We start from the raw sequence: 24,288 nt of genomic DNA, 5'->3' as shown, positions 1-24,288 counted from the left end.
CCGTAGAACGAATTGCCAAACGGTACCGGCGGGAGCATTTCCGCCGGTACCACGTCTCAAGCGGCCCATGCAGGCCGCCTTCAGGACCTAGACCCTATAGTAGCGGTTGGCCCGGCGCTCGGCCTCGACAACCGCATCTTCCGGTGTCATCTGCCCCGTGACCGCGGAGGCAAACATGTCGACCAGCACATAATCAGCCATCACGCCGGCGGACGCATAGCCGAGCGGGCCGGCATAGCCGTTGGGACGCAGCGTCTCGGAGGCGCGCGCATAGGGCGCGTGGATCGGATCGGACGTCCAGACCGGGTTGTTGGCGAAAGCCTTGAGCGGCTGGCAGCAATAGGCGCTGGAGCCCTCGATCCAGGCGTTCATCTGGTCGGCCTCCATCATGAACTTGATATAGGCCTTGGCCGCTTCCGGATATTTCGTGTGGTTGAACAGAAGCAGCGAGCTCGTCTGATGCAGTTCGACGCTCTGGCCGACCGGGCCGACCGGGAAGTTGGTGGTGCGGATATCGGCCGAGAGCTCCGCCATCGCCGGGTCTTTCTTCGACGCATAATAGAGCGAGACGCCGTTTGCCGTCAGCGACACCTGCCCCGCGAGGAAGGCGCGGTTGTTGTTGATGTCGAGCCAGCTCTCGGTGCCGGGAATGAAGGTCTCGTACAGCGCCTTGGCGTAGTTGATCGCCTTCAGCGTCTCGGGGCTGTTGATGACGACCTTGCCGCCCTCGTCGACCATCTTGCCGCCATGGCTCCAGAGCAGCCAGTGGGCATAGTTGTTGCCATCGCCGACGGCCTTGCCGTGCGGGAAGCCGGCCGGTGTTCCCTTGGCCTTCATGGCCTTGCAGAGCTCGAGGAACCCGTCGGTGTCCTTCGGGAACTCGCTGAACCCCGCCGCCTTCATGTGGCTGTCACGGTAGCAGACAGCGTTGCCGATGGCGGTCAGCGGCATGGCGATGAACTTGTCTTCGCGCGTCGCATAACCCTTCACGCCATCGTACCAGCCGCCATATTTTCCGCCGAGATAATTGGCGAGCTCGGTCAGATCGACGAGTTTGTCGGGATATTGGTGGGCGTCGTCAAACCAGCACATCACCATGTCCGGCCCGGAACCGACATTGGCGGCGACGGCTGCCTTCGGGCGAATGTCTTCCCAGCTTTCCTTGTCGATGCGGACCTCGACCCCTGTCGCTTCCGTGAATTTCGCGGTGTTGGCAAGCCATGCATCCTCGTCGCCCTTGACGAAGGGCGTCCAGCGCAACAGCCTCAGGCTCGCGCCTTCCTCCGGCTTGTAGGCCGGCTCCGCCCCTTGCGCGAAAGACGGGCGGATGCCGAAAGGCGAAAGCCCGGCGATGCCCGCCAGCGCGGCGGATGCGGTGAGAAAATCACGTCTCTTGAAAGTCATAATGCTCCTCCTGGTGACAACGGGACATCATCCTTTCCGGCACCCGCCGTCCCGTTTGGCGAATGCTGCAACGAGGTGTTCCGGTTGGCCGGAACCTCGACCCGAGACCGGATGCGCCGGGGCTCCTCTTGCCCGACGCAGCGGCAAACGGGGCGGTATCAGTCGATCAGCCGTATGCCGGTTTCGGCGTCGAACAGGTGGACATGATCGGCATCGATCGACAGGTGTATTGCCTCCCCGGGCCGGGCGGTCACGCGCTCGCGGAAAACGCAGGTGACGTCCGTCCCGCCGAAGCGCACGATCAACTGCGTCTCGTAGCCGGTGGGCTCGATGACGGCGACGGTGACTGGGAAGCCGTTCGGGTCGAGCGACATATATTCCGGCCGCAGACCGTAGATGAGGTCACGCCCCCTTGCCGCCGAGGGCGGCCGCGCGACCGGCAATGCCATGCCGTCGGCTGCGATGAAGCTGTTCGGATTTTGCGGATCCAGCCTGCCCTTGATCATGTTCATCGCCGGCGAGCCGATGAAACCGGCGACGAAAAGATTGGCGGGGCTGTCGTAGAGATCAAGCGGCGCGCCGATCTGCTCGACGATGCCGTCATGCATGACGACGATCTTGTCGGCCATGGTCATCGCCTCGATCTGGTCGTGCGTGACATAGACGGTGGTCGTCTTCAGCCGCTGGTGCAGTTCCTTGATCTCGGCGCGCATGGCCACGCGCAGTTTCGCATCGAGGTTGGACAGCGGCTCGTCGAACAGAAACACCTGCGGATCGCGCACGATCGCCCTGCCCATGGCGACGCGCTGGCGCTGGCCGCCGGAAAGCTGGCGCGGGTAGCGGTCGAGCAGTTTCGTAAGCCCCAGAATTCCGGCCGCGATGCCGACACGCTTGTCGATCTCGGCTTTTGAAGAGCCGTTCAGCATCAGCGAAAACGCCATATTGTCGGCGACGGTCATGTGCGGATAAAGCGCATAGTTCTGGAACACCATGGCGATATCCCGATCCTTGGGCGGCAGGGCGTTGACCACCTTGTCGCCAATGCGGATTTCGCCGGCCGAAATGTTTTCGAGACCCGCCAGCATTCGCAGAAGCGTCGACTTCCCGCAGCCGGAGGGACCGACAAGGATGACGAATTCGCCGTCCTCGATTTCGATGTTCACGCCCTTGATGACGGGAAAGGCTCCGAATGATTTTCTGACATCGACGAAATCAACGCCTGCCATGTGCTTTCCTCCCATATGAATTTCATCTGAAATCGGTGATTGTCCGGCGGCCTCTCCTCATGCCGTTCTCGGACGCCCTCCGGTTTCCTCGACTTAGCCCCGCCCGACCAGCGGCATCTTCGTCGCCATCACCGTCATCGTCAGCACGTTGGCCTCCAGCGGCAGGCTCGCCATGTAGATGACGGCCTCGGCGATATGCTTGACCGGGATCGTCGGCTCGCTGGCGGTCTCGCCATTTGCCTGCAGCACCCCGGAACTCATTTTCGACGTCATGTCGGTCGCGGCGTTGCCGATGTCGATCTGGCCGCAGGCAATGTCATATTGCCGCCCGTCGAGGGCGGTCGACTTGGTCAGCCCGGTGATCGCATGCTTCGTCGCGGTATAGGGAGCGGAATTCGGCCGCGGCGCCTGGGCCGAGATCGAGCCGTTGTTGATGATCCTGCCGCCGCGCGGCACCTGCGCCTTCATCAGCCGGAATGCCTGTTGCGTACACAGAAAGGCTCCCGTCAGGTTCGCGGCGAGAATGCCGCTCCACTGCTCGAAGGTCACCTCTTCCAGCGGCACGGGCGGGACGTTGGAGCCGGCATTGTTGACTAGGAGGTCGAGCCGGCCGAACTCGGTGCGGATCGCTTCGAAAAGGCGGGCGACCGCATTGGGATCGCCGATATCGGCCCTGACCGCACGCACGGTGCCGCCCGTTTGCAACGCCATGTCGCTGGCGGCTTTCTCGAGCACCTCGGCGCGCCGGCCGGTGATGACGACGGTATAACCCTCGGCGCTCAGGGCCTCGGCGATGCCGCGTCCGACACCGGTGCCGCCGCCTGTCACCAATGCGATCTTGCCGTCGCCGGACTTCGAACCACGCGCCATGTCAGATCTGTCCTCCAAGTTCGTCTTCGATATGGATCCTGATGATCTCGTCGAAGTTGGTTTCGGCCTTGAACCCCAGTTCGGACGCGCGCCGCGCATCGAAATCGGTCGGCCAGCCCGAGACGATGGAGCGGATCACCGGGTCCGGCTTGCGGCGGATCAACTTGACCGCCTTCTCACCGGCGACGCGTCGCAGAGCCTCGATCTCCTCGCCGACGAGGGCCGAAAGGCCAGGCATGGTCAGATTGCGGCGCGGTCCGATCAAGGACGTATCCATCCGTGCGGCATGAACGAAGAAGCCAACCGCCGAGCGCGGGCTGGCAAACCAGTGGCGCACGTCCTCGTCGACGGGCAACACCGCCTCCTGACCGGCGAGCGGCTCGCGCAGAATATTGGAAAAGAAGCCGGAGGCCGCCTTGTTGGGCTTGCCCGGGCGGACGCAGATCGTCGGCAGCCGGATGCCGACGCCATCGAAAATATCGCGCCTCGAATAATCGGCCAGCAGCAGTTCGCAGATCGCCTTCTGCGTTCCGTAGCTCGTCAGCGGCGTGGTGAAGAACGTGTCGCCGATCTTGTCCGGGAACGGCTGGCCGAAGACGGCGATCGACGAGGCGAAGATAAGGCGCGGAATGTAGGGCTCCCGCAGCCCCTCATGGCGGATCGCCTCGAAGAGCGCCCGCGTTCCGTCAAGGTTGACCTGGTAGCCCTTGTCGAAATCGGCCTCCGCCTCGCCGGAAACGATCGCCGCGAGATGGAAGATCACGCCGGGCCGCAAGGCGACGAGTTTCTCGGCGGCGCCGTCCTTGGAAAGATCAAGCGCAAGCGGCGTCGCTATGGCCGACAGCGACGGCGGCACCGGCGGCTCGATGACGTCCACCAGCGTCAGCTTGCCGATGTCGTAGCCCAGTGCACCTGCCTCAAGGGCGAACTTCTCCACCAGCTTGCGGCCGATCATTCCAGCCGCGCCAATCACCATGACATGCATTCTCGGCAATCTCCCTGTCAGCCGCCCGCCAGCGCCACGCGTACGCGCAAAGGACGCTGCCTTTTGAAATCACTGCACAGCCGGATCAGCCGGCCGTCCCGCTGTTGTTCTTTTCCCTCGATTGCTCCCTCAGGTCAGCAGTTCCTTCGTCGTGTCGTAGATCCGGGTGAGGTGCTGGCGAAATGCGGCAACCACCGCTTCCCGGTCACGCCGGGCAAGCGCCTCGACGATCTCGACGTGGTCGTCGTAACTCGCGTCTATGGCGCCCGGCCGTGACATGGCGCTGCGCCGGTAGTTCATCATGTAGGTGTAGAGATCGGTGACGAAATCGGAGAGCAGCGGATTGCCGCAGGCCCGGTAGATCGCCACATGGAATTCGCGGTCACAGATCAGGAAGCGCATGGCGTCGTCGCCACAGAGCTTCTGCGCGTCGAGCAGGCTCCTGAGCTTGCTCATCGTGTCGTCGCCAACCCTCTCGGCCGCATCGCCGACGACCTTCAGCTCGATATGCAGCCGGGCCGCGTGAACGTCCTCGAGATCGTAGCTGTCGATGGCGCTCGGCGAAGCGATGGTAACGGTGAGATGGCTGAGATCGACGTTGCAGACGCGCGTGCGGCTGCCCTGGGACACCTCGACGATGCCGCGCGCGGCAAGCGTCTGGATGGCGCCGCGCACCGTCTCCCTGCTGACATGAAGCACATTGGCGAGTTCGCGCTCGCCGGGCAGCACGTCGCCGGGGCGCAGCATGTTGGTGGCGATCAGCACCATCAGCTTCTCGACGATGACGTCGCGCGTCGTGCGTCGATCCAGGCTCTGCCCGACCTTCGGCATCTGGGTGAGTATTGGGCTGCCTTCCATCGGCGTCTCCAACTGACCCACTGGTTGGTCCAGCAGATCAGTTGCGATGGAACTGCCAAAAGCCTGCCGCGTCAAGCAACTTCGTCGCTGCACCGCATCAAAAGTTTGCACTTATTACGTGTATAGGCTGCCAAGCCGCAATGCAAGCCCTTGCTGCGCTCGGGTCGGAGCGGTTCTGAAAGGCGCCTCTCGTGCTCGGTCAATACCCGCGCTGAAATGCGTGGCTCGTCTCAAAGCCTTTGCAGCAAGGCGCGGCCGATCGCTTTCGGCGGTTCGCTGCGCAGGACAAGCGACGTCGTCACCGCTCCGTATCGGGCGATCGTGTCGACGATCGTCTCCAGTTCCCCCGGCGTCGGAACCAGCACCTTCAGGAGAAAGCAATCCTCGCCGGTGAGGCGCAGAACCTCCATGACGTGCGGCATTTCGGAAAACAGCTTGAGGCAGGCGCGGATATGCTCATGCGTCGTGCGCAGGCGAACGACCGCCATCATCCCGAGCCCGAGCGCCGCAGCGTCGATGCGCGCCGCGTAGCCGCAGATGATGCCCTTCTCCTCCAGCCGCTTGACCCGCTCCGATGTCGCGGGCTGGGAGAGCCCGACCCGGCGCCCCAGTTCCGAAATCGCGATGCGCCCGTTTTCCTGCATCACTTCGATGATGGCGATATCGGTCGGATCGAGCCCGGACCGGTCCGTTTCGGCAGTTCCCATGTTTCACCTTCAATCCATCGGCAATCGGCAGCGTTTTCCGATGAGTTCTCATTCAAAACCGGCCGCGTGTCCATCATCCTCGCAAAATCGCAGACATTTCACGGAGAGACCATGACGGACATCATCATCCTGCCGGGAATCGGCGGATCGGGCGAAAGCCATTGGCAAACGCATTGGGAAAAGACGCATCCGCGGATGCGGCGCTTCCGGCCATCGGACTGGGACCGTCCGGACCGCAACGACTGGATCGCTGCGCTGGAGCGCGAGGTCGAGCTGTCGCCGGCCCCGCCCTTGCTGGTGGCGCACAGTCTCGCCTGCCTGCTCGTCGCGCACTGGCAGCAGGCATCGGCTCTGCCCGTCGCCGGAGCGTTTCTGGTCGCGGTTCCCGATCCCCGCACGCAAGCCTTCCCGCAGGAGGCATGCGACTTCATCGATCCGCCCGCCGGTCCGTTGCGCATGCCGTCGTTGATCGTTGCCAGCAGCAACGATCCATTTGGTACCCCGCGCTATGCGAGAGAACGGGCCGAGGCGTGGGGGAGCGGCCTCGTCGATATCGGCGCGGCCGGCCACGTCAACGGTCAAAGCGGGCTCGGCGACTGGCCGCATGGCATGAACCTTCTGACGGCGTTCGCCACCGGGCTTGCGGCGCCGCGCCGCTGATGAAGCCTCGTCACAGTGTTTAAGGCGGCCTTGCTGCCTAAACACACAATCATTGTCGCTCATTGTCGCTGCCCCTCATCCGCCCTGCCGGGCACCTTCTCCCCGTTTTGACGGGGAGAAGGAACAAGCGGCATCCTCCGTCATCCCCTCTCCCCGCCTGCGGGGAGAGGGTCAGGGTGAGGTGCAAAGGAGCGTGGCGTAGAAGATGTGCAGCGCCGTACAAAAAAACCCGGCATCGCTGCCGGGTTTCGTGTCCGTTGTAACCGGAAAACTTATGCGGCGGCTTCGTAGAGCTCGAGCACGTAGTCCCAGTTGATCAGGCTGTCGACGAAGGCTTCGAGGTACTTCGGACGGGCGTTGCGGTAATCGATGTAGTAGGAATGTTCCCAGACATCGACGCCGAGGATCGGCGACGCGCCATGGACCAGCGGGTTTTCGCCGTTCGGGGTCTTGGAGATTTCAAGCTTGCCGTTCTTGACCGAGAGCCAGGCCCAGCCCGAGCCGAACTGGCCGGTGCCGGCTGCGATGAAATCGGCGCGGAACTTGTCGTAGCCGCCGAGATCGGACTTGATGGCCGCGTCGAGCTTGGCCGGAAGCGCGGTGCCGCCGCCGCCCTTCTTCATCCATTTCCAGAAATGCACGTGGTTGTAGTGCTGCCCGGCATTGTTGAACAGCGGCTGGTTGGTGCCGTAGGACTTCTTGACGATTTCTTCCAGCGACAGACCGGAGAGACCGGCTTCCTCGGCAAGCTTGTTGCCGTTGGTCACGTAAGCGAGGTGGTGCTTGTCGTGGTGATATTCGAGCGTTTCGCGCGACATGTACGGCGCAAGCGCGTCGTAGTCGTAAGGCAGGTTCGGCAATTCGAAAGCCATGATGGTATCTCCTCTTCGTGGCGGGGTCCATGAAAGCCGGGTTGGAATTCATGAAAGAAATCGGTGAGGCGGAACATAGGGACCACCGCTGAAACAGGCAACCGCCGCCATGCCAAATTTCGCTACAGGCATGGAAAATACTTCTCGCGCTTGATTGTTCCATGCCGCGCCATCGCACCGGAACGCAACCGACCGACCTCAGCAACTTCGACCTGCCGCGACCGATCCTGCCGCTTTCGCCGGCCGACCGGCAATGGGTGAAGGCGGCGCTCGTCACGGTGTCCTTCGGTCTGCCGCGAAGCTGGTCGGAAACCATGGCCGGCGCACGACCAATTTGCGCGGGTAGTGCCTTAATTTCGATTGCGCAAACGCCTGGGCCGTATAAGTTCTATGCGGCCCGGCTGGCAGCGCTTCGATGCGCGATATCCCGGCGCCAGGCGTTTTCAGGTCTGCATATTTCATTCAGCGTACGAAGATCGTTCAATCGCGCAAGAGGAATTTCCATGGCCAATCCCTTGTCCACTCTCGGCATCATCCATACCGTCATCAGCGTCGTGCCTGTTGTCGCCGGCCTCTATGGCTTTTCCAAATACGGGGCGATCCGCCCGAAAACCGATTCCGGGCGGATCTATGTCATCACGCTGGTGCTTTCGGCCCTCACCTCCTTCGGGCTGTCGAGCACAGGCGGCTTCAATGCCGGGCATGCGATCGGCATCCTTGCGATCCTCTCCGTCGTCTTCTCGCTGATCATCGCCAGGCTCGGCTGGTTCGGCCGCCTCAACCGCTATCTGCAGGCGCTGTCGATGTCGTTCACCTTCTTCCTGCTGCTGGTGCCGGCGATCAACGAGACACTGTCGCGCGTGCCGCCGGCAAACCCGATCGGCAGCGGACCGGAATCGGCGCCGGTTCAGACCGTTACGGCGATCTGGGCGGTGATCTTCCTGATCGGCATCTGTCTGCAGGCGTGGACGATTCATCGCCGGCCAGGCAACGCGGCGCTGCCAGCCTGATCGCCAGCCCGGGGTGCCGGGGGAGACGCGGCTCCAGCCTTGATTTCGCCGGTATTTTAAGGGTTTGTTAGGCCAAACCAGCCGGAGAAACTCCATGGCACTTGGCGCATCTCATCGCTTGCAGGACGGCATCGATTCCGTCGAAACCATGACGCGCTTTGCGCTGGCCGTTCTGGCGCTGGCGTCGGGTGTCTACACCTATCTCGGGGTTCGCTCCATTCTCGATGGTTCGGCGACTGCCGTCTTCTTCGCGGCGCTGATCTATTCCAGCGCCGTCTCCGTCGCCATCTACGCCTTCTGGACCTATATGGCGCGGTTCTACCCGCATGTCACCGGCGCCTCGGCGCGCACCGCAATGCTCGGCATCATGGCGCTCGGCTGCGTGATGATCATCGCCATGGCGAGCTGGCTGAACGCCGCCGCGCTTGCCGGCTCCGCGGCGCTCGAACAGCATCTCGCCGAAACGGTCGAGGACTACACCGCCGATCTCGACAGGGCGCACCAGAATGCCCTTGCCGCCCAGAGCCTGCTTCCCGACATCCAGCGCACCTCCGAGCGCTTCCAGCGCCTGTCGGACCAGGAGCGGGAAAGCGGCGCGCTGACCGGCACGACCGGCGCCGGCAGCGTCGTCCAGCTGCTCGGGCAGATGGCGGCGCAGCTGAAGGAGCTCGAAACCGGCATCACCGCCTCGCGCGAACGCGTCACCTCGCTGTTCGACGAAGGGCGCGCCCATCTTGCCACCATGCGCACGCTGGTTTCGGCACCCGGCGCGATCGATCCGCGCGCCGAGCAGTTCGCGGCCGAAGCCGTGGCATTGACCGGCACCATCACCTCGCTGGAGCAGACCTCGATCGCCGCCTCCGTCAAGCGGGCAGCGGAAGACCTGTCGCTCGGCTTCATCGCCCCGGTCGCCAGCGGCGCCGAGGCCGATCTCGCCAACCGGCAGGACCAGGTGATGGAAACCATCCGCACCTCGGTTGCCGCCCAGTCGAAAGTCCTGTCGGAAGCCGCCGACCAGATCCTGACGCGCGAGCCGGTCGGCGAACGCCGCTTCGTGCCGCTCTCGTCGGCCGCCGCCGTGCTGCGTTATGCCTCGGATTTCATTCCGAGCTGGGCCGGCGCTATCGCCATCGATCTCTTGCCCGCCGTCCTCGTCTTCATGCTGTCGATCGCCCACGGCGCGTTGCGGCGGCAGGAGCAGAAGCTGCCCTTTGCCGAGCGCATCACCGCGGCCGAGCTGCTGGAGGCGCTGCAGGTGCAGAGGGCCTTGCAGTCAAGCGGCGTCGATATCGATGCCGCGCTTGCCGAGGCCGAGGCGAAGGAGCAGTCCAACATCGCCAGCTTCGACCTCTCCGGCAAGGGCCCTCGCAAATGAAGGGACCCCGACCATGACCGCCCGCGCGCAGCTGGAAGGGTTTGGCCAGCGGCTGAAGACCTATCTGCTTTCCGCCGATGACGGCACGCTGATGCGCCATGCCTTCCAGGCGCTGCTCGCCACCACCGTGGTCTTCATCATCATCGACTGGAACGAGCTCAGCGCCGCCAACCGGGACCTCCCCGGCTTCGACCCGATGCAGCCGGAAGCCGCGCCCGTGCTGCCGCCGGCGCTGACCGATGGCGAGCCGCAGAATGCGCCATCCGACGTCACCGCCGACCCGCAGACGCTCAAGCAGCCGATCCGCTTCGAGCTTCAGCCGGGCGGCATCCTCGCAGCACAGGGTTCGATCGACCCGGGCGCTGCCGGTCGGTTCGCCGAGGAGATCGCGGCGCGCGGCGAATATGTGAAGACCGTGCTGCTCGATTCACCCGGCGGCGCCGTCGGCGATGCGCTCGCCATCTCGAAACTGATCCGCGAGAAGAAGCTCGGCACCAAGGTCGCCAGCGGCGCGCTCTGCGCCTCCTCCTGCCCGATCATCATGGCCGGCGGCGTGACGCGCGAGGCCGACAAGGGCGCCGTCGTCGGCGTCCACCAGATCTTCAACGGCTCGACGGAAAAGCTCTCTGCCGAACGCGCCATGTCCGACGCGCAAAAGATGACCGCCGACGTCAGCCGCCATCTGGAGCAAATGGGCGTCAAGTCCGGTGTCTGGCTGCACGCACTCGAGACGCCGCCGGACCGGCTCTACTATCTGACGCCGCAGGAGATGAAGCAGTTTGCGCTGACGACGGATGGCGCGGCGCCGGTGGCGGAGGCGAAGTAGCCGCGGCGCTTGCCGGCACTCGTTATTCGGCCGCCGCCGCGGCAGCGGAACCAGCCGAAACAGCCTCGTTCACCGCCAGTTCGGCCATCGCAAGAGCAGCCTCGCGGGTTCGGGCGGCGGCAACGAAGCGGCCGTTATGGCAGAAGCTCGCCCCCTTCACCCCGCAGGCTGCCTCCAGATCACCATTGGTCAACCCGGCCCAGGCGGCCGGCAGATCGGCCCGCACCTCAAAGCCTTCGTCGGCGCGGCGGATGGTGGTCAGGCACCAATCCCTGTCGCGCGGATGGACGACGAACAGCAGGTGATCGGCGCCCGCCTTGACGATGGCGGGACGGAACGGCATTCCCATCGGCAGTTCCAGGATACGCGCTTCGCCCGCATCGACGATGGCCTGGTTCACCAGCGCCTCGGCCCGCAGCTTGGCAGCACTTTGGGCGATCCTTGCCTCGACAAAACTGCGGGCTGCGGCCAATGCCGCGTGGAAAGCACGATCGTCGGCTTCAGGATCGGTCTCGTCGAAAACGGGCTTCAGGGTTTCCAGCAGCGCAGGCAAGGTGAGCCCCGCCAGCTTTCCGGCAACGGCGGGGCTGAGCGCCCCGTTGTCCACCAGATCGACCGGCAGCACGAAGCTCGTATCGAAAGAGCCATGGATCGTCTCGACATGCGCTTGCGGAACGCCGGAAGCGGCGAGATAGTCGCGGCCAAAGTGCTTCCAGATCAATCCGAACGAACTGTAGGGCTGGCCGTCGTCGCGCAGCGGCGCACCGCGCTGGTGATGATCGAAGATGCGGGCATCAGGATCATAGGCGCCGCCGACATCGTAGATGATGCGGTCCGGACCGGGTGCGAGCCATTCCGGCGCCCGGCTGCGGGTGATGCGCGCCTGCGGGAAAAGCCGGGTAAGGACGACGCTCGACAACAGTTCGTCGGCATGGAAGCCACCGGAATGGGTGACGAGGAATTCTGGGATCATGCCTGGATACGCCTTGTTGCTTGCGAGGTTCGCTTGAGATGCACCACATAGCCATCGCGGGAGGGCAGCTCAACCCGTCTTTTGCGTGGGCGGTGGATCCCGACTGGATTGAATTTGGCCGAATCTGCTACTTTGGAGCGCTGAAATCGAGGAGCAGACATGACCGAAAAGAATTACGTCGTTACCGCCGATATCATGAACCGCGACGAGGACGGCCTGAACCCGCAGGACGGCTCGCAGCTCTACAAACTGTACCAGACCCGCAAAACGTGGACCTTCCCCGCGACCGAGGCCATCGGCACCATTATGGAGCGGGTCGACAACCACATTGCCATGAACGAATACCTCCTCAGCGTCACTGTCACGGAGGATCGCGTGTCCCACTACAGGAAGCGCGCCACTGACTAAAGTCCTTCCGGATATTCGGGATATCTACCTGCGCTCGACTTCCCACTACGGCTTTTTCCACCGCGATTGGGTGCCAACCGTACGCGGGTGGGGCTCCCGCATCCGGCCAACCCTACCCAAGGCCATGCCCAAGAACCCCATGCACGCCTACCACCCCAAGGCGAAGCCGATTGAAGTCCTGTTGCGTCGCCTGTCGGATACCGATGACCGCCGCGTCCTGCTGATGGTATGGGCCATCCATGCCCTCCAGAGCAACCGCGTCGCCCAGGCGAAGGGGCTTATTCGCCATCCCGTCGAAGTGGAGACGACGGATATGGAATCGAAATACATGGCCTACAAATGGGAGATGGAGAGCATCATCACACTGACGCTCAACATGCGGAAGGACGTGGTGCCGGACTTCATGAAGAAGCCCATCAACACGACGGAGTTCAGCGATTTTGCCGATACAATCAATCTGCTGAAGGCAGTAGAGCAGCAAGACAGTAAGAAACTTACCGGCGACACCATCATGCGGGAGTTCCACCGCATCGCGCACCGGCAGTTTCCATGGCAGACCGGCTGGGAAAACGTGGCGAACATCTACCGCCATGCTTTCATCTATGGTCAGGGCCAGTGCGCAGATTACTTCGGGAAGACCCATGGCCTGACCGTTCAGGACTTCATGGCCTGCTGCTTCTGCCTCTATGTCCAAACCCAGCAGGCGGCATGGAATGTGCCCTTGGCCGGGAAACTGCCGGTCGAGCTTGCCGAAGGCGCAATGGAAAAGACGATGGGCATGGTGTCGGCGGAACTGTGGACCGCCCGCCGGGAATCCTTCGAGCTTTACAAGAAGCTGGCGGCGGGGAATGCCATTCCGGCCGCCTATCATCCCAGCTACTTGCGCGTGCGGCCGATTATCCGGGCGGCACCGCGCAACCATTACATCGCTCCCTTCCCCGAGTTCCTGCTGCTCCGTTCGACGGTCGGGCTCTATTTCGACCTTATCGCAGCTCCCACCGGGGTAATGAATGAGGCGCGAAGCCGCTTCGAGGGATACGCGCGGAACACCATCCGGGCTTATCTGCCCGAGTTCGACCCGCAGCCGGCGCAGCCTTACACCTACAAGAACAATCCCGCCGAGACGCCCGACGTACTGATGCTCCGTGACGGAGAAATCGTCGCGGTGTTCGAGTGCAAGGCCACCAAGCTGTCGTTTCAGGCGCAGTATGCCAATGACCCGGCAGCCGACGCCAAGAGCCAATACGATCAGATCGCCAATGCGGTTTTCCAGCTCTGGCGGTTCTTCTCCCATGTTCGACGCGGCATCATCCAGCATCAACTTGCGGAGGAAGTGGCGGCTGTGGTGCTGACCATGGAGCCATGGACGCAAACTTCGGCCGAGCTGCGGACAGCGATGATTGCTGAAGCGGAGAAGATCGCAGGACAGAAAGAGCCGGAGATGACGGCCGCCGACAAGCGTACCCCGCTGTTCGTGTCTATCCACGAGCTAGAGAACGTCATGAGCCGGTCCACCGGCGATGACCTGCTGGAGACGTTCCGAGCGGCGGCGCATGAGAACCAGTTCAACGGCTGGAGCATTCGCGAGGTAAGGACAGCGGCTGTTCCGGATGTGCGGCAGGTGAAGAAATACCCGTTCGAGCCGGGTGATTTGCTGCCGTGGTGGAAGGACACGTACGACAAGGGTGTTGCCAAGCGGGCGGCCAAGTCGGCGGCTGGCGAGAAAGACTAATAATTCTTCCCGCCCCTTGAAAACCGTTTTGGCCCCCACCAGCAGCCCCCTCCTGCCCTCCGAGAAAGAGCCATCCGCTTTCCGGCGGATGGCCGATCTGCCGCATCCTCACAAATCCTGCCGGCCCGTCGAATGTGCCCAGTCCATGTAAAGGTCCTTCGCCTTGGCCGCGATCGGGCCGGATTGCAGGTCGCGGTCGTCGAGGCGGGTGACGGGCAGGACCTTGGAATAGTTGCCGGTGGTGAAGATTTCGTCGGCGGTTTCGAAATCGGAGAGCGTCAGCGTGGTCTCGACCACGTCGAAGCCGGCGTCGCGCAGCAGTGTCATGACGCGCAATCGGGTGATGCCCGCGAGGAAGGTCTTGTTGGCGGCCGGCGTGAAGACGACGCCGTCCTTGACCATGAAGACGTTTGACGAGCCGGTCTCGGCGATATTGCCGAGCATGTCGCGCACCAACGCATTGTCGAAGCCGCGCGTGCGGGCCTCGGCCAGGATGCGGCCGTTGTTGGGGTAGAGGCAGCCGGCCTTGGCATCGGTCGGCATGCATTCGATCGTCGGCCGGCGGAAGGGGGAAACGGTGACCGACATGCCGCCGTTACCGCCGCCCATCGGCGCCTCGAACAGGCAGAGCGCAAAACGGGTCGATTCCGGATCGACCGTGACAACGCTGCTTGCCGAGCCATGCTCGCCCCAGTACATCGGTTTGATATAGACGGCGGTCTTGCCGTCGAATTTCTTGCAGCCTTCCCAGGCAAGATCCTCGATATCCTCCGCCGTCACCACGGGCTTGAGGCCGAGCGCCAGAGCCGAGCGGTTGACGCGCTGGCAATGCAGGTCGAGATCGGGCGCGATGCCATCGAACCAGCGGGCGCCGTCGAACACCGTCGAGCCGAGCCACATGGCATGCGAGGTCGGGCCGATCAGCGGCGGATTGCCCGAAAGCCACTCGCCATCGACATAGGTCCAGGTGGTGCTGCGCGGGGATGTGTCGACGGCCATGACGGTCTCCTGTTTTTTCGTCGTTCTGATATCCGCAATAGCCGGAAAATCGAGAAACAGGGTAAATAGGTACATCAAAAAAAGTCATACCGTCCAATCTGGATGCGTGCGCCAGACGCGGGTAGATAGGCTCAACTGTGACATGAAGGACCGCACCGATGAAAGCCATGTACTATGACGCCTTCGGCAAGACCCCCGATATCCGCATGCTGCCGGACCCGACACCGAGCAAGGACGGCGTCGTCATCAAGGTCGAGGCGACCGGGCTCTGCCGCAGCGACTGGCACGGCTGGATGGGCCACGATCCGGATATTTCGCTCCCGCACGTGCCGGGGCATGAACTGGCCGGCACCGTCGCCGCCAAGGGCAAGGGCGTTATGCGCTACAAGGTCGGCGACCGGGTGACCGTTCCCTTCGTCTCCGGCTGCGGCCGCTGCGGCGAGTGTCATTCCGGCAATGCCCAGGTCTGCCCGAACCAGTTCCAGCCGGGCTTCACCCATTGGGGCTCGTTCGCCGAATATGTCGCCATCGACTATGCCGACCAGAACCTCGTGCATTTGCCCGACAGCCTCGACTACGCCACCGCCGCCAGCCTCGGCTGCCGCTTTGCCACTTCGTTCCGCGCCATCGTCGACCAGGGCCGCGTGCGTGGCGGCGAATGGGTGGCGGTGCATGGCTGCGGCGGCGTCGGGCTGTCGGCGATCATGATCGCGTCGGCGCTCGGCGCCAATGTCATCGGCATCGACATTTCCGAGACGAAGCTTTCCTTCGCCCGCGAGCTCGGCGCCGTCGCCACCATCGACGGCAGCGTCACCGGCGATATCGCAGAAGCCGTGCGCGAGATCACCAAGGGCGGCGCCCATGTCTCGATCGATGCGCTCGGCTCGCCCGTCACCTGCTTCAACTCGATCAAGAATCTCCGCCGCCGCGGCCGTCATGTGCAGGTCGGCCTGATGCTCGGCGAACATGCGGCGCCGCAGATCCCGATGGCGCAGGTGATCGGCCACGAGCTCGAAATCTACGGCAGCCACGGCATGCAGGCCTGGCGCTATGAGGCGATGATGGCGATGCTCGAAACCGGCAAGCTCAACCCGCAAAAACTGATCGGCCGCCACATCAGCCTCGAAGAAGCGGTGCCGGCGCTGATGACGATGGACACGGCGCAGGATCTGGGGATCAGCGTGATCACGCAGTTTTAGCCCTTCAGGGCGAGGCCCGGCCGGTACGCGCAACATCGCGGCGATTATTCCGGCCGTTACAACTTCCATTTGGCGCGATGCGCCCTATTTCACCCGTGGTCGCAACAATGCGTCGTTGCTCATGGAGTGGGATAATGGCATCATCCATGCTGATCGGCATTCTGATCACGTTTCTCGTCATCGTGCTTGTTCTCTACCTTGTTGCGAGGCTGCCGATCGACGGCCGTGCCAAGCAGATCGTCCAGATCATCGTGATCATCATCGGCATTGTTTCGCTGCTGAAATATCTCGCGGTCTTTTGACGGCGACGGGGAGAGCAATCTCCCTTCCCTTTCCTTCAGCATTGCAAAGCGAGTTCAGACATTGACCGATAAAACCGACACCAAGACGCTTGCCAAAGTCACCGTGCGTCGCAGCCAGGACGAGACCTCCGCTGCCGCTCTTGCCATCATCAAGGCGGAACTTGTGGCGCGAAACAAGAAAACAGCAATGCTGAAGGCCCTGCGGCTCGGCCAGGAGCCGGTCGTGGAAAAGCCGGTGAAAAAGGCAGCCGCTAAAAAGAAATGATGGCGCGCAGGACGCTGCGGGCGAGGCCCCTCGCCCGCGCAGACGCCCGGTGGCTGAATCCCCCACGGGTCGAGGATGGCGCAGATGGGGCTTCCGCAGCGTTTGCCGGTCGAACCCAGCCGTTTGTCGACGCTGCTTTGACGCTTGCCGCCCCTTGCGGGCGCGTCAGGATCTGGCCAGCCGGCGGGCGAGAATACCGCGCCGTATGGTCAGGGCAAGCTTGCCGGCGATGATGCCGGCCACGGCCCCCACGGCCTTGACCAGGGCGTCGTCTAGCCTCGCATGCCGGGTCGGGGAAAGTTCCTGCAGCATTTCGATCGCGAATGACGAGAAGACGAGAAAGAGCGCCAGCGACATCCATCTCCTCGGATAGGCGACGGCGAAAACAGCACCCGCCAGGAAAAACGCGGCGGCGCGGTCCAATCCGACCGACGTCAGTGTGTGGGGGCGAAGTCCAATGGGCGAGACGGTCACGAATACAAGCGCGGCCAGCACGATCCATGCCAGCCATTTGAAAAACTTCTTTGTCATCATGCCGTCACAATAGCGGACAGCATTTATATTGCAACGCACAATGACTATTGCGGGGAATCCGCCTGGCGGCGCCCGGAGTCCACCACCCTTGCGCGATCACCGGCTTTTTTCACTTTCCCCTTCCCGGCAGCGCCGCTATTTTCATATAGGCAACGGAATCAAAGAGGCGACCATGGCACTTGCAGTTGAAAGGCGGACGGCTGAAAAGCAGGCGGACGCGCTTTATGCGCCCTTGCTCGACGGCAATCCTTCCCACCCGAACGGCTGGCCGATCCGGGTGATCGTCGCCTCGCAGACCGAGGCGCGGCACAATCGGGCGCTCTGGGCACCGAGCCACCTGATCTCGATCCGGGCGCCGGGAACCAAGCTTCTGTCGATGATCGAGCTGCCGGCGGAGCGGCATCTGGAACTTCTGTTCGGCGACGTCACCGATCCCGACGAGCCTGAAGCGGCGCGGGCCGACGCGATCGAACGGGCCTTCGGCTTTATCGACAGCCTGCCGGAGGATGCGCATCTGCTGGTCCACTGTCTGCGCGGCATCGGCCGCTCGACGGCGCTGACGCTCGGCATTCTCGCCCGCTACATGGAACCGGAAGAGGCGGCGGCAGCGCTGCATGGGCTGAGGCCGGAGGCCAAGCCCAACCGGCACGTGACCGGTCTCTGCGATACGGTGCTCGGGCTCAAGGGACGCCTGGCCAAGCAGGCGCTGCGGTTTCCGGCCAAGGTCTGGAAACCGGCAAAAAGTTGAGCCGCTTTCTCTTGAAGAATGATTGTGCAACGCACAAATTTTTGACATGATCCCGGCAAAGAACCGTATTCAAGCGGCGATCAGGCGGCCGATTCCTTTTCGCATTTGGAAAAAGGCCGGCGCGAAGGGAATGACGGGAGGTTTTTGATGTCTCATGCGGCCTATGTCTTCGATGCCTATGGCACCCTGTTCGACGTTCACGCGGCGGTGCGCAAACATGCGGGCGAGATGGGGCCGGAGGGCCAGGCCTTTTCCGACCTCTGGCGCGCCAAGCAGCTCGAATATTCCTGGATCCGGACGCTGATGGGGGCGCATGCCGATTTCTGGACGCTGACCGAACAGGCGCTGGACCATGCCTTTGCGCGGTTTCCGTCCGCCGACCCGAAGCTCAAGGCCTCGCTGCTCGACGCCTATTGGCATCTGGACTGCTATCCGGAAGTGCCGAGCGTGCTGAAAAGCCTGAAGAGCCGCGGCGCGCGCATCGCCATCCTGTCGAACGGCACGCCGCAGATGCTGCAATCGGCGGTGAAGAAGGCCGGCCTCGACCTGATCATCGACGACATCTTCTCCGTCGAGACGGTGCGCGCCTTCAAGACCGCGCCCGCAGTCTACGACATGGTGACGACCACCTACCGGCTCTACCCGAACGTCGTCTCGTTCCAGTCGTCCAACCGCTGGGACGTTGCCGGCGCCACCAAATTCGGCTTCCGCACCGTCTGGATCAATCGCGGCGACATGCCCGACGAATATGCCGATTTCGGTCCGTCGCTGATCCTGCCGTCGCTGGAAAGCCTGTAGCGCGCACGCGTTTTATTTTTGTTTCGCGCGTCCCGTTACCGCAAAACCGCCTCAGACTTTTGGGCAACATGTGCCGCTGCATAGTTCCTTGAACTGCAATCGATCCAAGGGAAAATTATTTAGCATATCAAATGGTTAAAGCGACCTTTGCGCGTCCGGGGACGCGGCAGTGCTGTGCGCCGATGGAGAAAGCCGATGGCCTGGTCCGCCGAACAATACATGAAATTCGAGGACGAGCGCACCTGGCCGGCGCGCGATCTGCTGGGCCACGTGCCAAATCTGCCCGAAGGCGCCCTGTACGACCTCGGCTGCGGCCCCGGCAATTCGACGGAACTCGTCCAAGACCGCTTCCCGGCCTATCTTCTGACGGGTGTCGACAGCGACGAGAACATGCTGGCGGCGGCGCGCAAGCGGATGGCGCATACCCGCTTCGAAAAAGGCGACCTGGCGCGCTGGGCACCGCGCGAACCGGCGGCGCTCTTTTTCGCCAACGCGGTGTTCCAATGGCTGCCGGACCACCTCGATGTCTTCGACCGGCTGATGGATGACCTTATCCCCGGCGGCACCCTTGCCGTACAGATGCCGGACAATCTCGACGAACCGACGCATGCCTTCATGCGCGAGCTGGCGGAAGATCCCCGCTTTAGCGAATTCTACGTCAACCGCGGCCGCCGCAACGCCCTTGCCGCCCCCTCCGTCTATCTCGACCGGCTGGCGCCGAAATCGATCAAGATCGATGTCTGGCATACGATCTATTATCATCGCCTGGCCAATGCCGAAGCGATCGTCGAATGGGTGCAGGGCACCGGCCTTCGCCCCTATCTCGACGCCCTGCCGCCGGCTGCGCGCGCGGCCTATCTCGCCGCCTATCTCCGGCGGATCCGGGAGGCCTACCCGCCGCTCGCCGACGGGCATGTGCTGTTGAAATTCCCGCGGCTGTTTCTGGTGGCGGTCAAGCTCTAGCATCGCGCTTTAACCAATAAGAACAATTGCCCCTCTGGCGCGGCGCGCCGGTTCAGGGCATCCTGTGAGGGCCGAGAATTGTGCTTATGGCAGGGGAGGACCGCTCATGCGCTGCTTTACTGTACTTGGACCCTCGCAAACCGGAAAATCGACAGTCGTGGAAAAGCTCGGCTCGCTGGAGGGCGCGCCGAGAAAATCCAATTCCCCCTACGGGTTGAACCTCACGGAATTCACATTCGGAAACGAACCGTGGTGCGCGCTCGATGCGCCCGGGGGCAACGAAGCGCTGGTGCATGCGCAACATGCGCTTCTTGCCAGCGATGCCTGTATCCTGTGTGTTTCGCCCGCCCCCGAGGAGGCCGTGCTGGCCGCCCCCTATCTGCGGGTGATCGAGGCTTCGGGAACGCCGTGCATCCTCTTCGTCAACCGCATGGACGAGCCGAGGGGGCGGCTCAGGGACGTGATCGCAGCCCTTCAGGACTATGCCGGCCACACGCTTCTGCTGCGTCAGATTCCGATCCGCGAGGGCGACAGGATCGTCGGCAGTTGCGACCTGATTTCGGAACGGGCGTGGCGCTACCGCGAAGGCCAGACGTCGGCGCTAATCGCGATCCCCGAAAGCGCCGCCGAACGCGAGCATGAGGCGCGCACCGAGCTTCTGGAACATCTGTCGGAATTCGACGACTGGCTTCTCGAGGAACTGATCGAAGACCGCGAGCCGCCCAGCGACGCGCTCTATGCCATCTCCTCGCGGATTCTGAAGGAAAACAAGATCATCCCGGTGCTGATCGGTGCCGCCAGCCATGGCAACGGCATGATGCGGCTGATGAAGGCGCTGCGCCATGAGGCGCCGCCTGTCGAGGCGCTGCGCGAGCGCCTTGCCCGCGCAGCCAATATCGACGCAGGCAAGCTGGCGGCCGCGAGCTTCCATGCCTATCATCGCCAGAATGTCGGCAAGACCGTGCTCGTTCGTGCGCTCGGCGAGGGCCTGAAGCAAGGCGCGTCGCTCGGCAGTGCCACGCTCGGGGCCGTGCAGGATCCCGCAAACGGCCGGTCGAACGCGCCGTTTGTCCCGGCGGCGGGAGACGTTTTCGCGACGGTCAAGTCCGACCACCTGCCGGTTCCCTCGCTGTTGAGCTCCGACGCGGCCGTGGCCCCGCCGGAGTGGACGGAAGCATCGACGCCGATGCTCGAGCGGATCCTCGTGCCGGGCAGCGAGCGGGATGAGAACAAGCTCTCCGAAACGCTGGCCAAGCTTTCCGAGACGGATCGAGGCCTGAAGGTCCGCCAAGAGGAAGGGACCGGCGCCCAGCTCGTCTGCACCCAGGGGCCGGTGCACCTGCGCGACCTGTGCCGGACCCTGTCCGACGTCTTTCACATCGCCGTCACTGACCGACCACCCAGCCCGATCTACCGCGAGACGATATCGAAGCCGTCGGAGGTCCACTACCGCCATCGCAAGCAGACCGGCGGTGCCGGGCAATTCGCGGATGTGAAACTGAGCATCCACCCCAACGAGCGCGGCCAGGGGTTCACCTTTGGCGAAACCGTCAAGGGCGGCGTCGTTCCGCGCAATTACATCCCCGCCGTCGAAGCGGGCGCGCGCGAGGCGATGGAGAAAGGTCCGCTCGGCTTTGAGGTCATCGACGTCGGCGTGACGCTAACCGACGGCCAGCACCACACCGTCGACAGCTCGGAATACGCGTTCCGGACCGCGGCGAAAATGGGAGTGCGGCAGGCGCTGGCCGAAGGATCCGCCGTGCTGATGCAGCCGGTCTTCCGCAGCGAAATCCACATTCCGTCGGTCTATTCGGGCAGCCTCGTGCAGATCGTCTCGGCGCTGAAGGGTCAGGTCCTCGGCTTCGACCGGGACGAAACCGCCAAGGGATGGGACATCTTCCGGGCCCTTGTTCCCGGCGGCGCGCTCGACGAACTGGCGCGAGCGCTGCGCTCGGCGACGCAAGGCATCGGCTATTTCTCCAAGACTTTCGATCATTTCGAGGAACTGTACGGCAAGGAAGCGGACGCCATCGTCAGGGCGCATGGGGCGCAACGCGCCGAACACTGAAGCGCCGAAACACGTCGAACGCATCCGCGTTTCCGCTTCGCGGTTACGACGGCGAGGCGATGGCCGGCCCGTGGATCGACCTGATCTCCTCTGCCACAAGCTGCTGCAGCCGCCAGAGATTGCGGTCGCGGATGCCGAAATCCTCGAGGTGAGAAACGGTGTTGTAGAGATATTCCGCGCAGGATCCGAAATGACCGCAGGCGCGCGCCAGGATGCCCGCGACCTCATCCAGCGGCCGGCGGGAGAGAATGCGCTCGCCCTTCGCCCCCACCCAGAACCCCAGCGCACGGCATGGGCCGCTCTCGGATTTTACCGGCAGCCATCGGACGGCGTCGATATTTTCGAAGGAACTGACTTCTCGCCGCAGCATGCGCTCGATCTGCCCGATGCGATCGCCGTCCGGCAGGCGATAGATCACACCGTCGCATCGCCCGCCGCGCTCCAGCGCCATCATCAAGCCCGGCTGCTCATGCGAGCCGCGCCAGCGATTGATATGCAGACAGAAGGACCGGTGCCAGCCGAACGCGGTCGCCCGCTGCCTGTCGATCGCCTCGAACTCCGGCTTCCAGATCAGCGAGCCATAGGCAAACACCCATAGCGGCTGCCCGAGGCTCTCCCGCTCGAGCCGTTCGGCAAGATCCCTGTAGCCTTCGTCGGTAATGGCGGTCCAGCGCCCGTCGGGACCTGGATCGACAATGTCGCGGTGACAGAGCGCCACGAGATCAGGCGTCAGGGACATTTTTCGCAGTCTGGGCATCGGGACCAGGGATCAGCACGGGAAGAAAAGGATGGGGAGGATCGTGCCGCATCAAATTGCCAGAGCCATCCTGCCAGTCAAGCCATAAGAGAGATGCAGGGTGATCCGCACAAATGGAATTTCACCCAAATTTGGAGAGCATGCCTTTAAGAGTTTTCGCGTATCTCTGAGCTGCGAACCATCTGATTTCTTGATCCGGGGAAGACGGGAAGAGAAATGGCGATGCCATGCGGCGGCGGTCAGCCGCAAGATTCAAACGAACGCTGAACGTCGGAGACATCCATGAAAAAGACCATTGCCGCGGCCGTCATCGCCGCTTTCCTGCCGGCCGCCGCTTCCCATGCCGCGACCCTGAATTTTCCGAGCGACGCGCCGATCGCATCGATCACGATCCCCGACGACTGGGGCCCGAAGGAGACTGAGAGCGGTATCGACGCCACGTCGGGCGACAGCGCCATCTATATCTCCATCGACATCGCCGACGGCGAAACGACCGACAAGGTAGTCGAAGACGCCGTTGCCTTCCTTGAAAAGAACGGCGTCAAGATCGACGCGTCGACGCAGAAGGAAAGCAGCGAGAAACTCAACGGCATGGACATGACCAATCTCGACTGGTCCGGCAGCGACAATGACGGCGACGTCAGCATCGGCCTTTCATTCCTGTCGCCAAAGGAGGGCAAGCTTCTGGTCATCACCTATTGGGGCACGAAGGGCATGCAGGAACAGCACGGCCCCGAACTCCAGGCCATCATCACATCCCTCAAGGCTGCCGAATAGGGGATTGAACCTGCGGGCGGTGTCCGCCTTTGCCGTCATACCCGCTCGGCCAAAAAGTCGATGAACGCCCGGATGCGGGCCGCGAGATGCTCGTGGCCCGCAAAGACCGCATAGAACTGTTCCGGCTCGATCGGATTGTAGTCCTTCAGCACCTCGACCAGAGCGCCGCTTTCGAGATCCCGCTCGACGTGGAACTTGCCGATGCGGGCAATGCCCAGCCCCTGCAGGCAGAGGTGCCGGGCAATCGAGCCGCTCGCCGCCTGCACATTGCCCGAAGCCGGGCTCAGATAGACGGAGGCAACGCCCGGATCGCGGAACGGCCATTCGCCGGGCGTCCTGCCGAAGGTGAAGGTGATGCAATTGTGCGCCGCCAGATCTGCGGGTGTTTTCGGCTCGCCGTGGCGCTCGATATACCCCGGCGTGGCGACCGTGATGCGATGGCTGTCGAGCAGCTTCCTCGCCTTCAGGGACGAATCGCGCATCGGGCCGACGCGGATCGCCACGTCGGTCCGCTCCTCGATCAGGTCGATGAGGCTGTCCGATAGCGACAGTTCGAGCCGGACCTCCGGATAGAGCGCCAGGAATTCACCGGCAAGCGGCAGGACGTAGCATTCGCCGAAGCCGACCGAGGCATTGACACGCAGCAGGCCGCGCGGCGTTGCCCGGCCACCCTCGGCGACAAGCCGCTCGGTCTCGGCGATGTCTGCGAGGATGCGTTGCGCCCGGGCGAGATAGATTTCCCCTTCCGGCGTCAGAAGCAGCGAGCGCGTCGTGCGCACCAGAAGGCGCGTGCCGAGGCGATCCTCGATGCGGGTGACGAGCTTGCTGACAGCGGACGGCGACAGCTTCAGCCGCCGCCCGGCTGCGGAAAAACTCTGCAATTCCGCCGCCGCGACAAACACCTCCATCTCCCCTGCCCAGTTGTCCATCCCACTCTCTCCTGTGAATTCGTTTCACAGGTATTTATCCATT

General features: G+C 63.2%; 26 protein-coding genes. 14 read left to right on the top strand and 12 right to left on the bottom strand.

Annotated elements, in window-relative coordinates; all coding sequences use genetic code 11:
• Nucleotides 1-87: 87 nt before the first annotated feature.
• From A3AY_RS0130690 to A3AY_RS0130665, 6 genes are all read right to left on the bottom strand, one after another.
• Nucleotides 88-1,404: an ABC transporter substrate-binding protein gene (locus A3AY_RS0130690; protein ID WP_018329497.1), complete on the bottom strand. Its 1,317-nt coding sequence runs from the start codon at nt 1,402-1,404 to the stop codon at nt 88-90.
• Nucleotides 1,405-1,562: 158 nt separating this feature from the next.
• On the bottom strand, nt 1,563-2,630 hold the full coding sequence (locus tag A3AY_RS0130685) for an ABC transporter ATP-binding protein (protein ID WP_018329496.1): 1,068 nt from the start codon (nt 2,628-2,630) through the stop codon (nt 1,563-1,565).
• A gap of 93 nt (nt 2,631-2,723) precedes the next feature.
• Entirely contained in the window at nt 2,724-3,500 is a 777-nt protein-coding gene (locus A3AY_RS0130680; protein WP_018329495.1) for an SDR family oxidoreductase, read from the bottom strand.
• A gap of 1 nt (nt 3,501) precedes the next feature.
• Nucleotides 3,502-4,485, bottom strand: coding sequence for a D-erythronate dehydrogenase (gene denD, locus A3AY_RS0130675; protein WP_018329494.1), 984 nt, complete (start codon nt 4,483-4,485; stop codon nt 3,502-3,504).
• A 129-nt stretch (nt 4,486-4,614) separates the two neighbouring features.
• Nucleotides 4,615-5,343, bottom strand: a complete 729-nt coding sequence (locus tag A3AY_RS0130670; RefSeq protein ID WP_018329493.1) for a FadR/GntR family transcriptional regulator — start codon at nt 5,341-5,343, stop codon at nt 4,615-4,617.
• A 230-nt stretch (nt 5,344-5,573) separates the two neighbouring features.
• Complete coding sequence (locus A3AY_RS0130665) at nt 5,574-6,050, bottom strand: Lrp/AsnC family transcriptional regulator (protein WP_018329492.1); 477 nt, start codon at nt 6,048-6,050, stop codon at nt 5,574-5,576.
• A gap of 111 nt (nt 6,051-6,161) precedes the next feature.
• Between A3AY_RS0130665 and A3AY_RS0130660 the strand changes: the two genes are divergently transcribed.
• Entirely contained in the window at nt 6,162-6,710 is a 549-nt protein-coding gene (locus A3AY_RS0130660; RefSeq protein ID WP_018329491.1) for an RBBP9/YdeN family alpha/beta hydrolase, read from the top strand.
• Nucleotides 6,711-6,982: 272 nt separating this feature from the next.
• Here A3AY_RS0130660 and A3AY_RS0130655 read toward each other — a convergent pair whose 3' ends face one another.
• Nucleotides 6,983-7,582, bottom strand: a complete 600-nt coding sequence (locus A3AY_RS0130655) for a superoxide dismutase (protein WP_018329490.1) — start codon at nt 7,580-7,582, stop codon at nt 6,983-6,985.
• A gap of 503 nt (nt 7,583-8,085) precedes the next feature.
• Between A3AY_RS0130655 and A3AY_RS0130650 the strand changes: the two genes are divergently transcribed.
• The 3 genes from A3AY_RS0130650 to A3AY_RS0130640 all read left to right on the top strand — a co-directional run bounded on the left by A3AY_RS0130650 (nt 8,086) and on the right by A3AY_RS0130640 (nt 10,793).
• Nucleotides 8,086-8,592, top strand: a complete 507-nt coding sequence (locus A3AY_RS0130650) for a hypothetical protein (protein ID WP_026203998.1) — start codon at nt 8,086-8,088, stop codon at nt 8,590-8,592.
• A 94-nt stretch (nt 8,593-8,686) separates the two neighbouring features.
• The gene (locus A3AY_RS0130645) at nt 8,687-9,967 is read left to right on the top strand and encodes a hypothetical protein (RefSeq protein WP_018329488.1); all 1,281 of its coding nucleotides are present in this window, start codon (nt 8,687-8,689) and stop codon (nt 9,965-9,967) included.
• Between the two features lie 13 nt (nt 9,968-9,980).
• Nucleotides 9,981-10,793, top strand: coding sequence for a COG3904 family protein (locus tag A3AY_RS0130640; RefSeq protein ID WP_018329487.1), 813 nt, complete (start codon nt 9,981-9,983; stop codon nt 10,791-10,793).
• A gap of 22 nt (nt 10,794-10,815) precedes the next feature.
• Here A3AY_RS0130640 and A3AY_RS0130635 read toward each other — a convergent pair whose 3' ends face one another.
• Nucleotides 10,816-11,766 carry an MYG1 family protein gene (locus A3AY_RS0130635; RefSeq protein ID WP_018329486.1) on the bottom strand — a complete coding sequence of 317 codons (951 nt, stop codon included), beginning with the start codon at nt 11,764-11,766 and terminating at the stop codon, nt 10,816-10,818.
• A gap of 159 nt (nt 11,767-11,925) precedes the next feature.
• Between A3AY_RS0130635 and A3AY_RS0130630 the strand changes: the two genes are divergently transcribed.
• Together A3AY_RS0130630 and A3AY_RS0130625 are read left to right on the top strand one after the other, a co-directional pair.
• A complete protein-coding gene (locus A3AY_RS0130630; protein WP_018329485.1) occupies nt 11,926-12,174 on the top strand; it encodes a hypothetical protein in 249 nt (82 codons plus the stop codon).
• Between the two features lie 139 nt (nt 12,175-12,313).
• The gene (locus A3AY_RS0130625) at nt 12,314-13,906 is read left to right on the top strand and encodes a hypothetical protein (RefSeq protein WP_018329484.1); all 1,593 of its coding nucleotides are present in this window, start codon (nt 12,314-12,316) and stop codon (nt 13,904-13,906) included.
• A 108-nt stretch (nt 13,907-14,014) separates the two neighbouring features.
• Here the strand turns inward: A3AY_RS0130625 and A3AY_RS0130620 are convergent, their stop codons facing one another.
• Entirely contained in the window at nt 14,015-14,905 is an 891-nt protein-coding gene (locus tag A3AY_RS0130620) for a branched-chain amino acid aminotransferase (protein WP_026203996.1), read from the bottom strand.
• A 158-nt stretch (nt 14,906-15,063) separates the two neighbouring features.
• Between A3AY_RS0130620 and A3AY_RS0130615 the strand changes: the two genes are divergently transcribed.
• The 3 genes from A3AY_RS0130615 (at nt 15,064) to A3AY_RS0130605 (ending at nt 16,671) form a co-directional block, all read left to right on the top strand.
• Complete coding sequence (locus A3AY_RS0130615) at nt 15,064-16,104, top strand: zinc-dependent alcohol dehydrogenase family protein (RefSeq protein ID WP_026203995.1); 1,041 nt, start codon at nt 15,064-15,066, stop codon at nt 16,102-16,104.
• Nucleotides 16,105-16,238: 134 nt separating this feature from the next.
• Nucleotides 16,239-16,406 (top strand): Thivi_2564 family membrane protein, encoded by a 168-nt coding sequence (locus tag A3AY_RS38770; protein ID WP_085995080.1) that lies wholly within the window; start codon nt 16,239-16,241, stop codon nt 16,404-16,406.
• A gap of 61 nt (nt 16,407-16,467) precedes the next feature.
• Nucleotides 16,468-16,671 carry a hypothetical protein gene (locus tag A3AY_RS0130605; RefSeq protein ID WP_018329480.1) on the top strand — a complete coding sequence of 68 codons (204 nt, stop codon included), beginning with the start codon at nt 16,468-16,470 and terminating at the stop codon, nt 16,669-16,671.
• 165 nt (nt 16,672-16,836) lie between these two features.
• Here A3AY_RS0130605 and A3AY_RS0130600 read toward each other — a convergent pair whose 3' ends face one another.
• Nucleotides 16,837-17,205, bottom strand: a complete 369-nt coding sequence (locus A3AY_RS0130600; RefSeq protein WP_018329479.1) for a VanZ family protein — start codon at nt 17,203-17,205, stop codon at nt 16,837-16,839.
• Nucleotides 17,206-17,377: 172 nt separating this feature from the next.
• Between A3AY_RS0130600 and A3AY_RS0130595 the strand changes: the two genes are divergently transcribed.
• The 4 genes from A3AY_RS0130595 to A3AY_RS0130575 all read left to right on the top strand — a co-directional run bounded on the left by A3AY_RS0130595 (nt 17,378) and on the right by A3AY_RS0130575 (nt 21,782).
• The gene (locus tag A3AY_RS0130595) at nt 17,378-17,953 is read left to right on the top strand and encodes a phosphatase (RefSeq protein ID WP_026203994.1); all 576 of its coding nucleotides are present in this window, start codon (nt 17,378-17,380) and stop codon (nt 17,951-17,953) included.
• A gap of 147 nt (nt 17,954-18,100) precedes the next feature.
• Nucleotides 18,101-18,751: a haloacid dehalogenase type II gene (locus A3AY_RS0130585; RefSeq protein ID WP_018329476.1), complete on the top strand. Its 651-nt coding sequence runs from the start codon at nt 18,101-18,103 to the stop codon at nt 18,749-18,751.
• 195 nt (nt 18,752-18,946) lie between these two features.
• On the top strand, nt 18,947-19,714 hold the full coding sequence (tam, locus tag A3AY_RS0130580; protein ID WP_018329475.1) for a trans-aconitate 2-methyltransferase: 768 nt from the start codon (nt 18,947-18,949) through the stop codon (nt 19,712-19,714).
• A 106-nt stretch (nt 19,715-19,820) separates the two neighbouring features.
• Nucleotides 19,821-21,782 (top strand): elongation factor G, encoded by a 1,962-nt coding sequence (locus A3AY_RS0130575; RefSeq protein ID WP_026203993.1) that lies wholly within the window; start codon nt 19,821-19,823, stop codon nt 21,780-21,782.
• A gap of 43 nt (nt 21,783-21,825) precedes the next feature.
• Here the strand turns inward: A3AY_RS0130575 and A3AY_RS0130570 are convergent, their stop codons facing one another.
• Nucleotides 21,826-22,521 carry a gamma-glutamylcyclotransferase gene (locus A3AY_RS0130570; protein WP_018329473.1) on the bottom strand — a complete coding sequence of 232 codons (696 nt, stop codon included), beginning with the start codon at nt 22,519-22,521 and terminating at the stop codon, nt 21,826-21,828.
• A gap of 300 nt (nt 22,522-22,821) precedes the next feature.
• Here A3AY_RS0130570 and A3AY_RS0130565 point away from each other — a divergent pair, with 300 nt between their 5' ends.
• On the top strand, nt 22,822-23,316 hold the full coding sequence (locus A3AY_RS0130565) for a hypothetical protein (RefSeq protein WP_018329472.1): 495 nt from the start codon (nt 22,822-22,824) through the stop codon (nt 23,314-23,316).
• Between the two features lie 35 nt (nt 23,317-23,351).
• Here the strand turns inward: A3AY_RS0130565 and A3AY_RS0130560 are convergent, their stop codons facing one another.
• Nucleotides 23,352-24,245 carry a LysR family transcriptional regulator gene (locus tag A3AY_RS0130560; RefSeq protein WP_018329471.1) on the bottom strand — a complete coding sequence of 298 codons (894 nt, stop codon included), beginning with the start codon at nt 24,243-24,245 and terminating at the stop codon, nt 23,352-23,354.
• Between the last annotated feature and the right edge of the window lie 43 nt (nt 24,246-24,288).

The organism is Rhizobium giardinii bv. giardinii H152, assembly GCF_000379605.1.
Taxonomy (GTDB): domain Bacteria; phylum Pseudomonadota; class Alphaproteobacteria; order Rhizobiales; family Rhizobiaceae; genus Pararhizobium; species Pararhizobium giardinii.
The sequence above is the reverse complement of the archived record's forward strand: the minus strand, read 5'-3'. Positions and strand labels throughout refer to the sequence as shown.

Bases quoted from the DNA above. Each gene is read 5' to 3' on its own strand.
- A3AY_RS0130690 (WP_018329497.1), bottom strand. From the start codon at position 1,404: ATGACTTTCAAGAGACGTGATTTTCTCACCGCATCCGCCGCGCTGGCG.
- A3AY_RS0130685 (WP_018329496.1), bottom strand. From the start codon at position 2,630: ATGGCAGGCGTTGATTTCGTCGATGTCAGAAAATCATTCGGAGCCTTT.
- A3AY_RS0130680 (WP_018329495.1), bottom strand. From the start codon at position 3,500: ATGGCGCGTGGTTCGAAGTCCGGCGACGGCAAGATCGCATTGGTGACA.
- denD (WP_018329494.1), bottom strand. From the start codon at position 4,485: ATGCATGTCATGGTGATTGGCGCGGCTGGAATGATCGGCCGCAAGCTG.
- A3AY_RS0130670 (WP_018329493.1), bottom strand. From the start codon at position 5,343: ATGGAAGGCAGCCCAATACTCACCCAGATGCCGAAGGTCGGGCAGAGC.
- A3AY_RS0130665 (WP_018329492.1), bottom strand. From the start codon at position 6,050: ATGGGAACTGCCGAAACGGACCGGTCCGGGCTCGATCCGACCGATATC.
- A3AY_RS0130660 (WP_018329491.1), top strand. From the start codon at position 6,162: ATGACGGACATCATCATCCTGCCGGGAATCGGCGGATCGGGCGAAAGC.
- A3AY_RS0130655 (WP_018329490.1), bottom strand. From the start codon at position 7,582: ATGGCTTTCGAATTGCCGAACCTGCCTTACGACTACGACGCGCTTGCG.
- A3AY_RS0130650 (WP_026203998.1), top strand. From the start codon at position 8,086: ATGGCCAATCCCTTGTCCACTCTCGGCATCATCCATACCGTCATCAGC.
- A3AY_RS0130645 (WP_018329488.1), top strand. From the start codon at position 8,687: ATGGCACTTGGCGCATCTCATCGCTTGCAGGACGGCATCGATTCCGTC.
- A3AY_RS0130640 (WP_018329487.1), top strand. From the start codon at position 9,981: ATGACCGCCCGCGCGCAGCTGGAAGGGTTTGGCCAGCGGCTGAAGACC.
- A3AY_RS0130635 (WP_018329486.1), bottom strand. From the start codon at position 11,766: ATGATCCCAGAATTCCTCGTCACCCATTCCGGTGGCTTCCATGCCGAC.
- A3AY_RS0130630 (WP_018329485.1), top strand. From the start codon at position 11,926: ATGACCGAAAAGAATTACGTCGTTACCGCCGATATCATGAACCGCGAC.
- A3AY_RS0130625 (WP_018329484.1), top strand. From the start codon at position 12,314: ATGCACGCCTACCACCCCAAGGCGAAGCCGATTGAAGTCCTGTTGCGT.
- A3AY_RS0130620 (WP_026203996.1), bottom strand. From the start codon at position 14,905: ATGGCCGTCGACACATCCCCGCGCAGCACCACCTGGACCTATGTCGAT.
- A3AY_RS0130615 (WP_026203995.1), top strand. From the start codon at position 15,064: ATGAAAGCCATGTACTATGACGCCTTCGGCAAGACCCCCGATATCCGC.
- A3AY_RS38770 (WP_085995080.1), top strand. From the start codon at position 16,239: ATGGCATCATCCATGCTGATCGGCATTCTGATCACGTTTCTCGTCATC.
- A3AY_RS0130600 (WP_018329479.1), bottom strand. From the start codon at position 17,205: ATGATGACAAAGAAGTTTTTCAAATGGCTGGCATGGATCGTGCTGGCC.
- A3AY_RS0130595 (WP_026203994.1), top strand. From the start codon at position 17,378: ATGGCACTTGCAGTTGAAAGGCGGACGGCTGAAAAGCAGGCGGACGCG.
- A3AY_RS0130585 (WP_018329476.1), top strand. From the start codon at position 18,101: ATGTCTCATGCGGCCTATGTCTTCGATGCCTATGGCACCCTGTTCGAC.
- tam (WP_018329475.1), top strand. From the start codon at position 18,947: ATGGCCTGGTCCGCCGAACAATACATGAAATTCGAGGACGAGCGCACC.
- A3AY_RS0130575 (WP_026203993.1), top strand. From the start codon at position 19,821: ATGCGCTGCTTTACTGTACTTGGACCCTCGCAAACCGGAAAATCGACA.
- A3AY_RS0130570 (WP_018329473.1), bottom strand. From the start codon at position 22,521: ATGTCCCTGACGCCTGATCTCGTGGCGCTCTGTCACCGCGACATTGTC.
- A3AY_RS0130565 (WP_018329472.1), top strand. From the start codon at position 22,822: ATGAAAAAGACCATTGCCGCGGCCGTCATCGCCGCTTTCCTGCCGGCC.
- A3AY_RS0130560 (WP_018329471.1), bottom strand. From the start codon at position 24,245: ATGGACAACTGGGCAGGGGAGATGGAGGTGTTTGTCGCGGCGGCGGAA.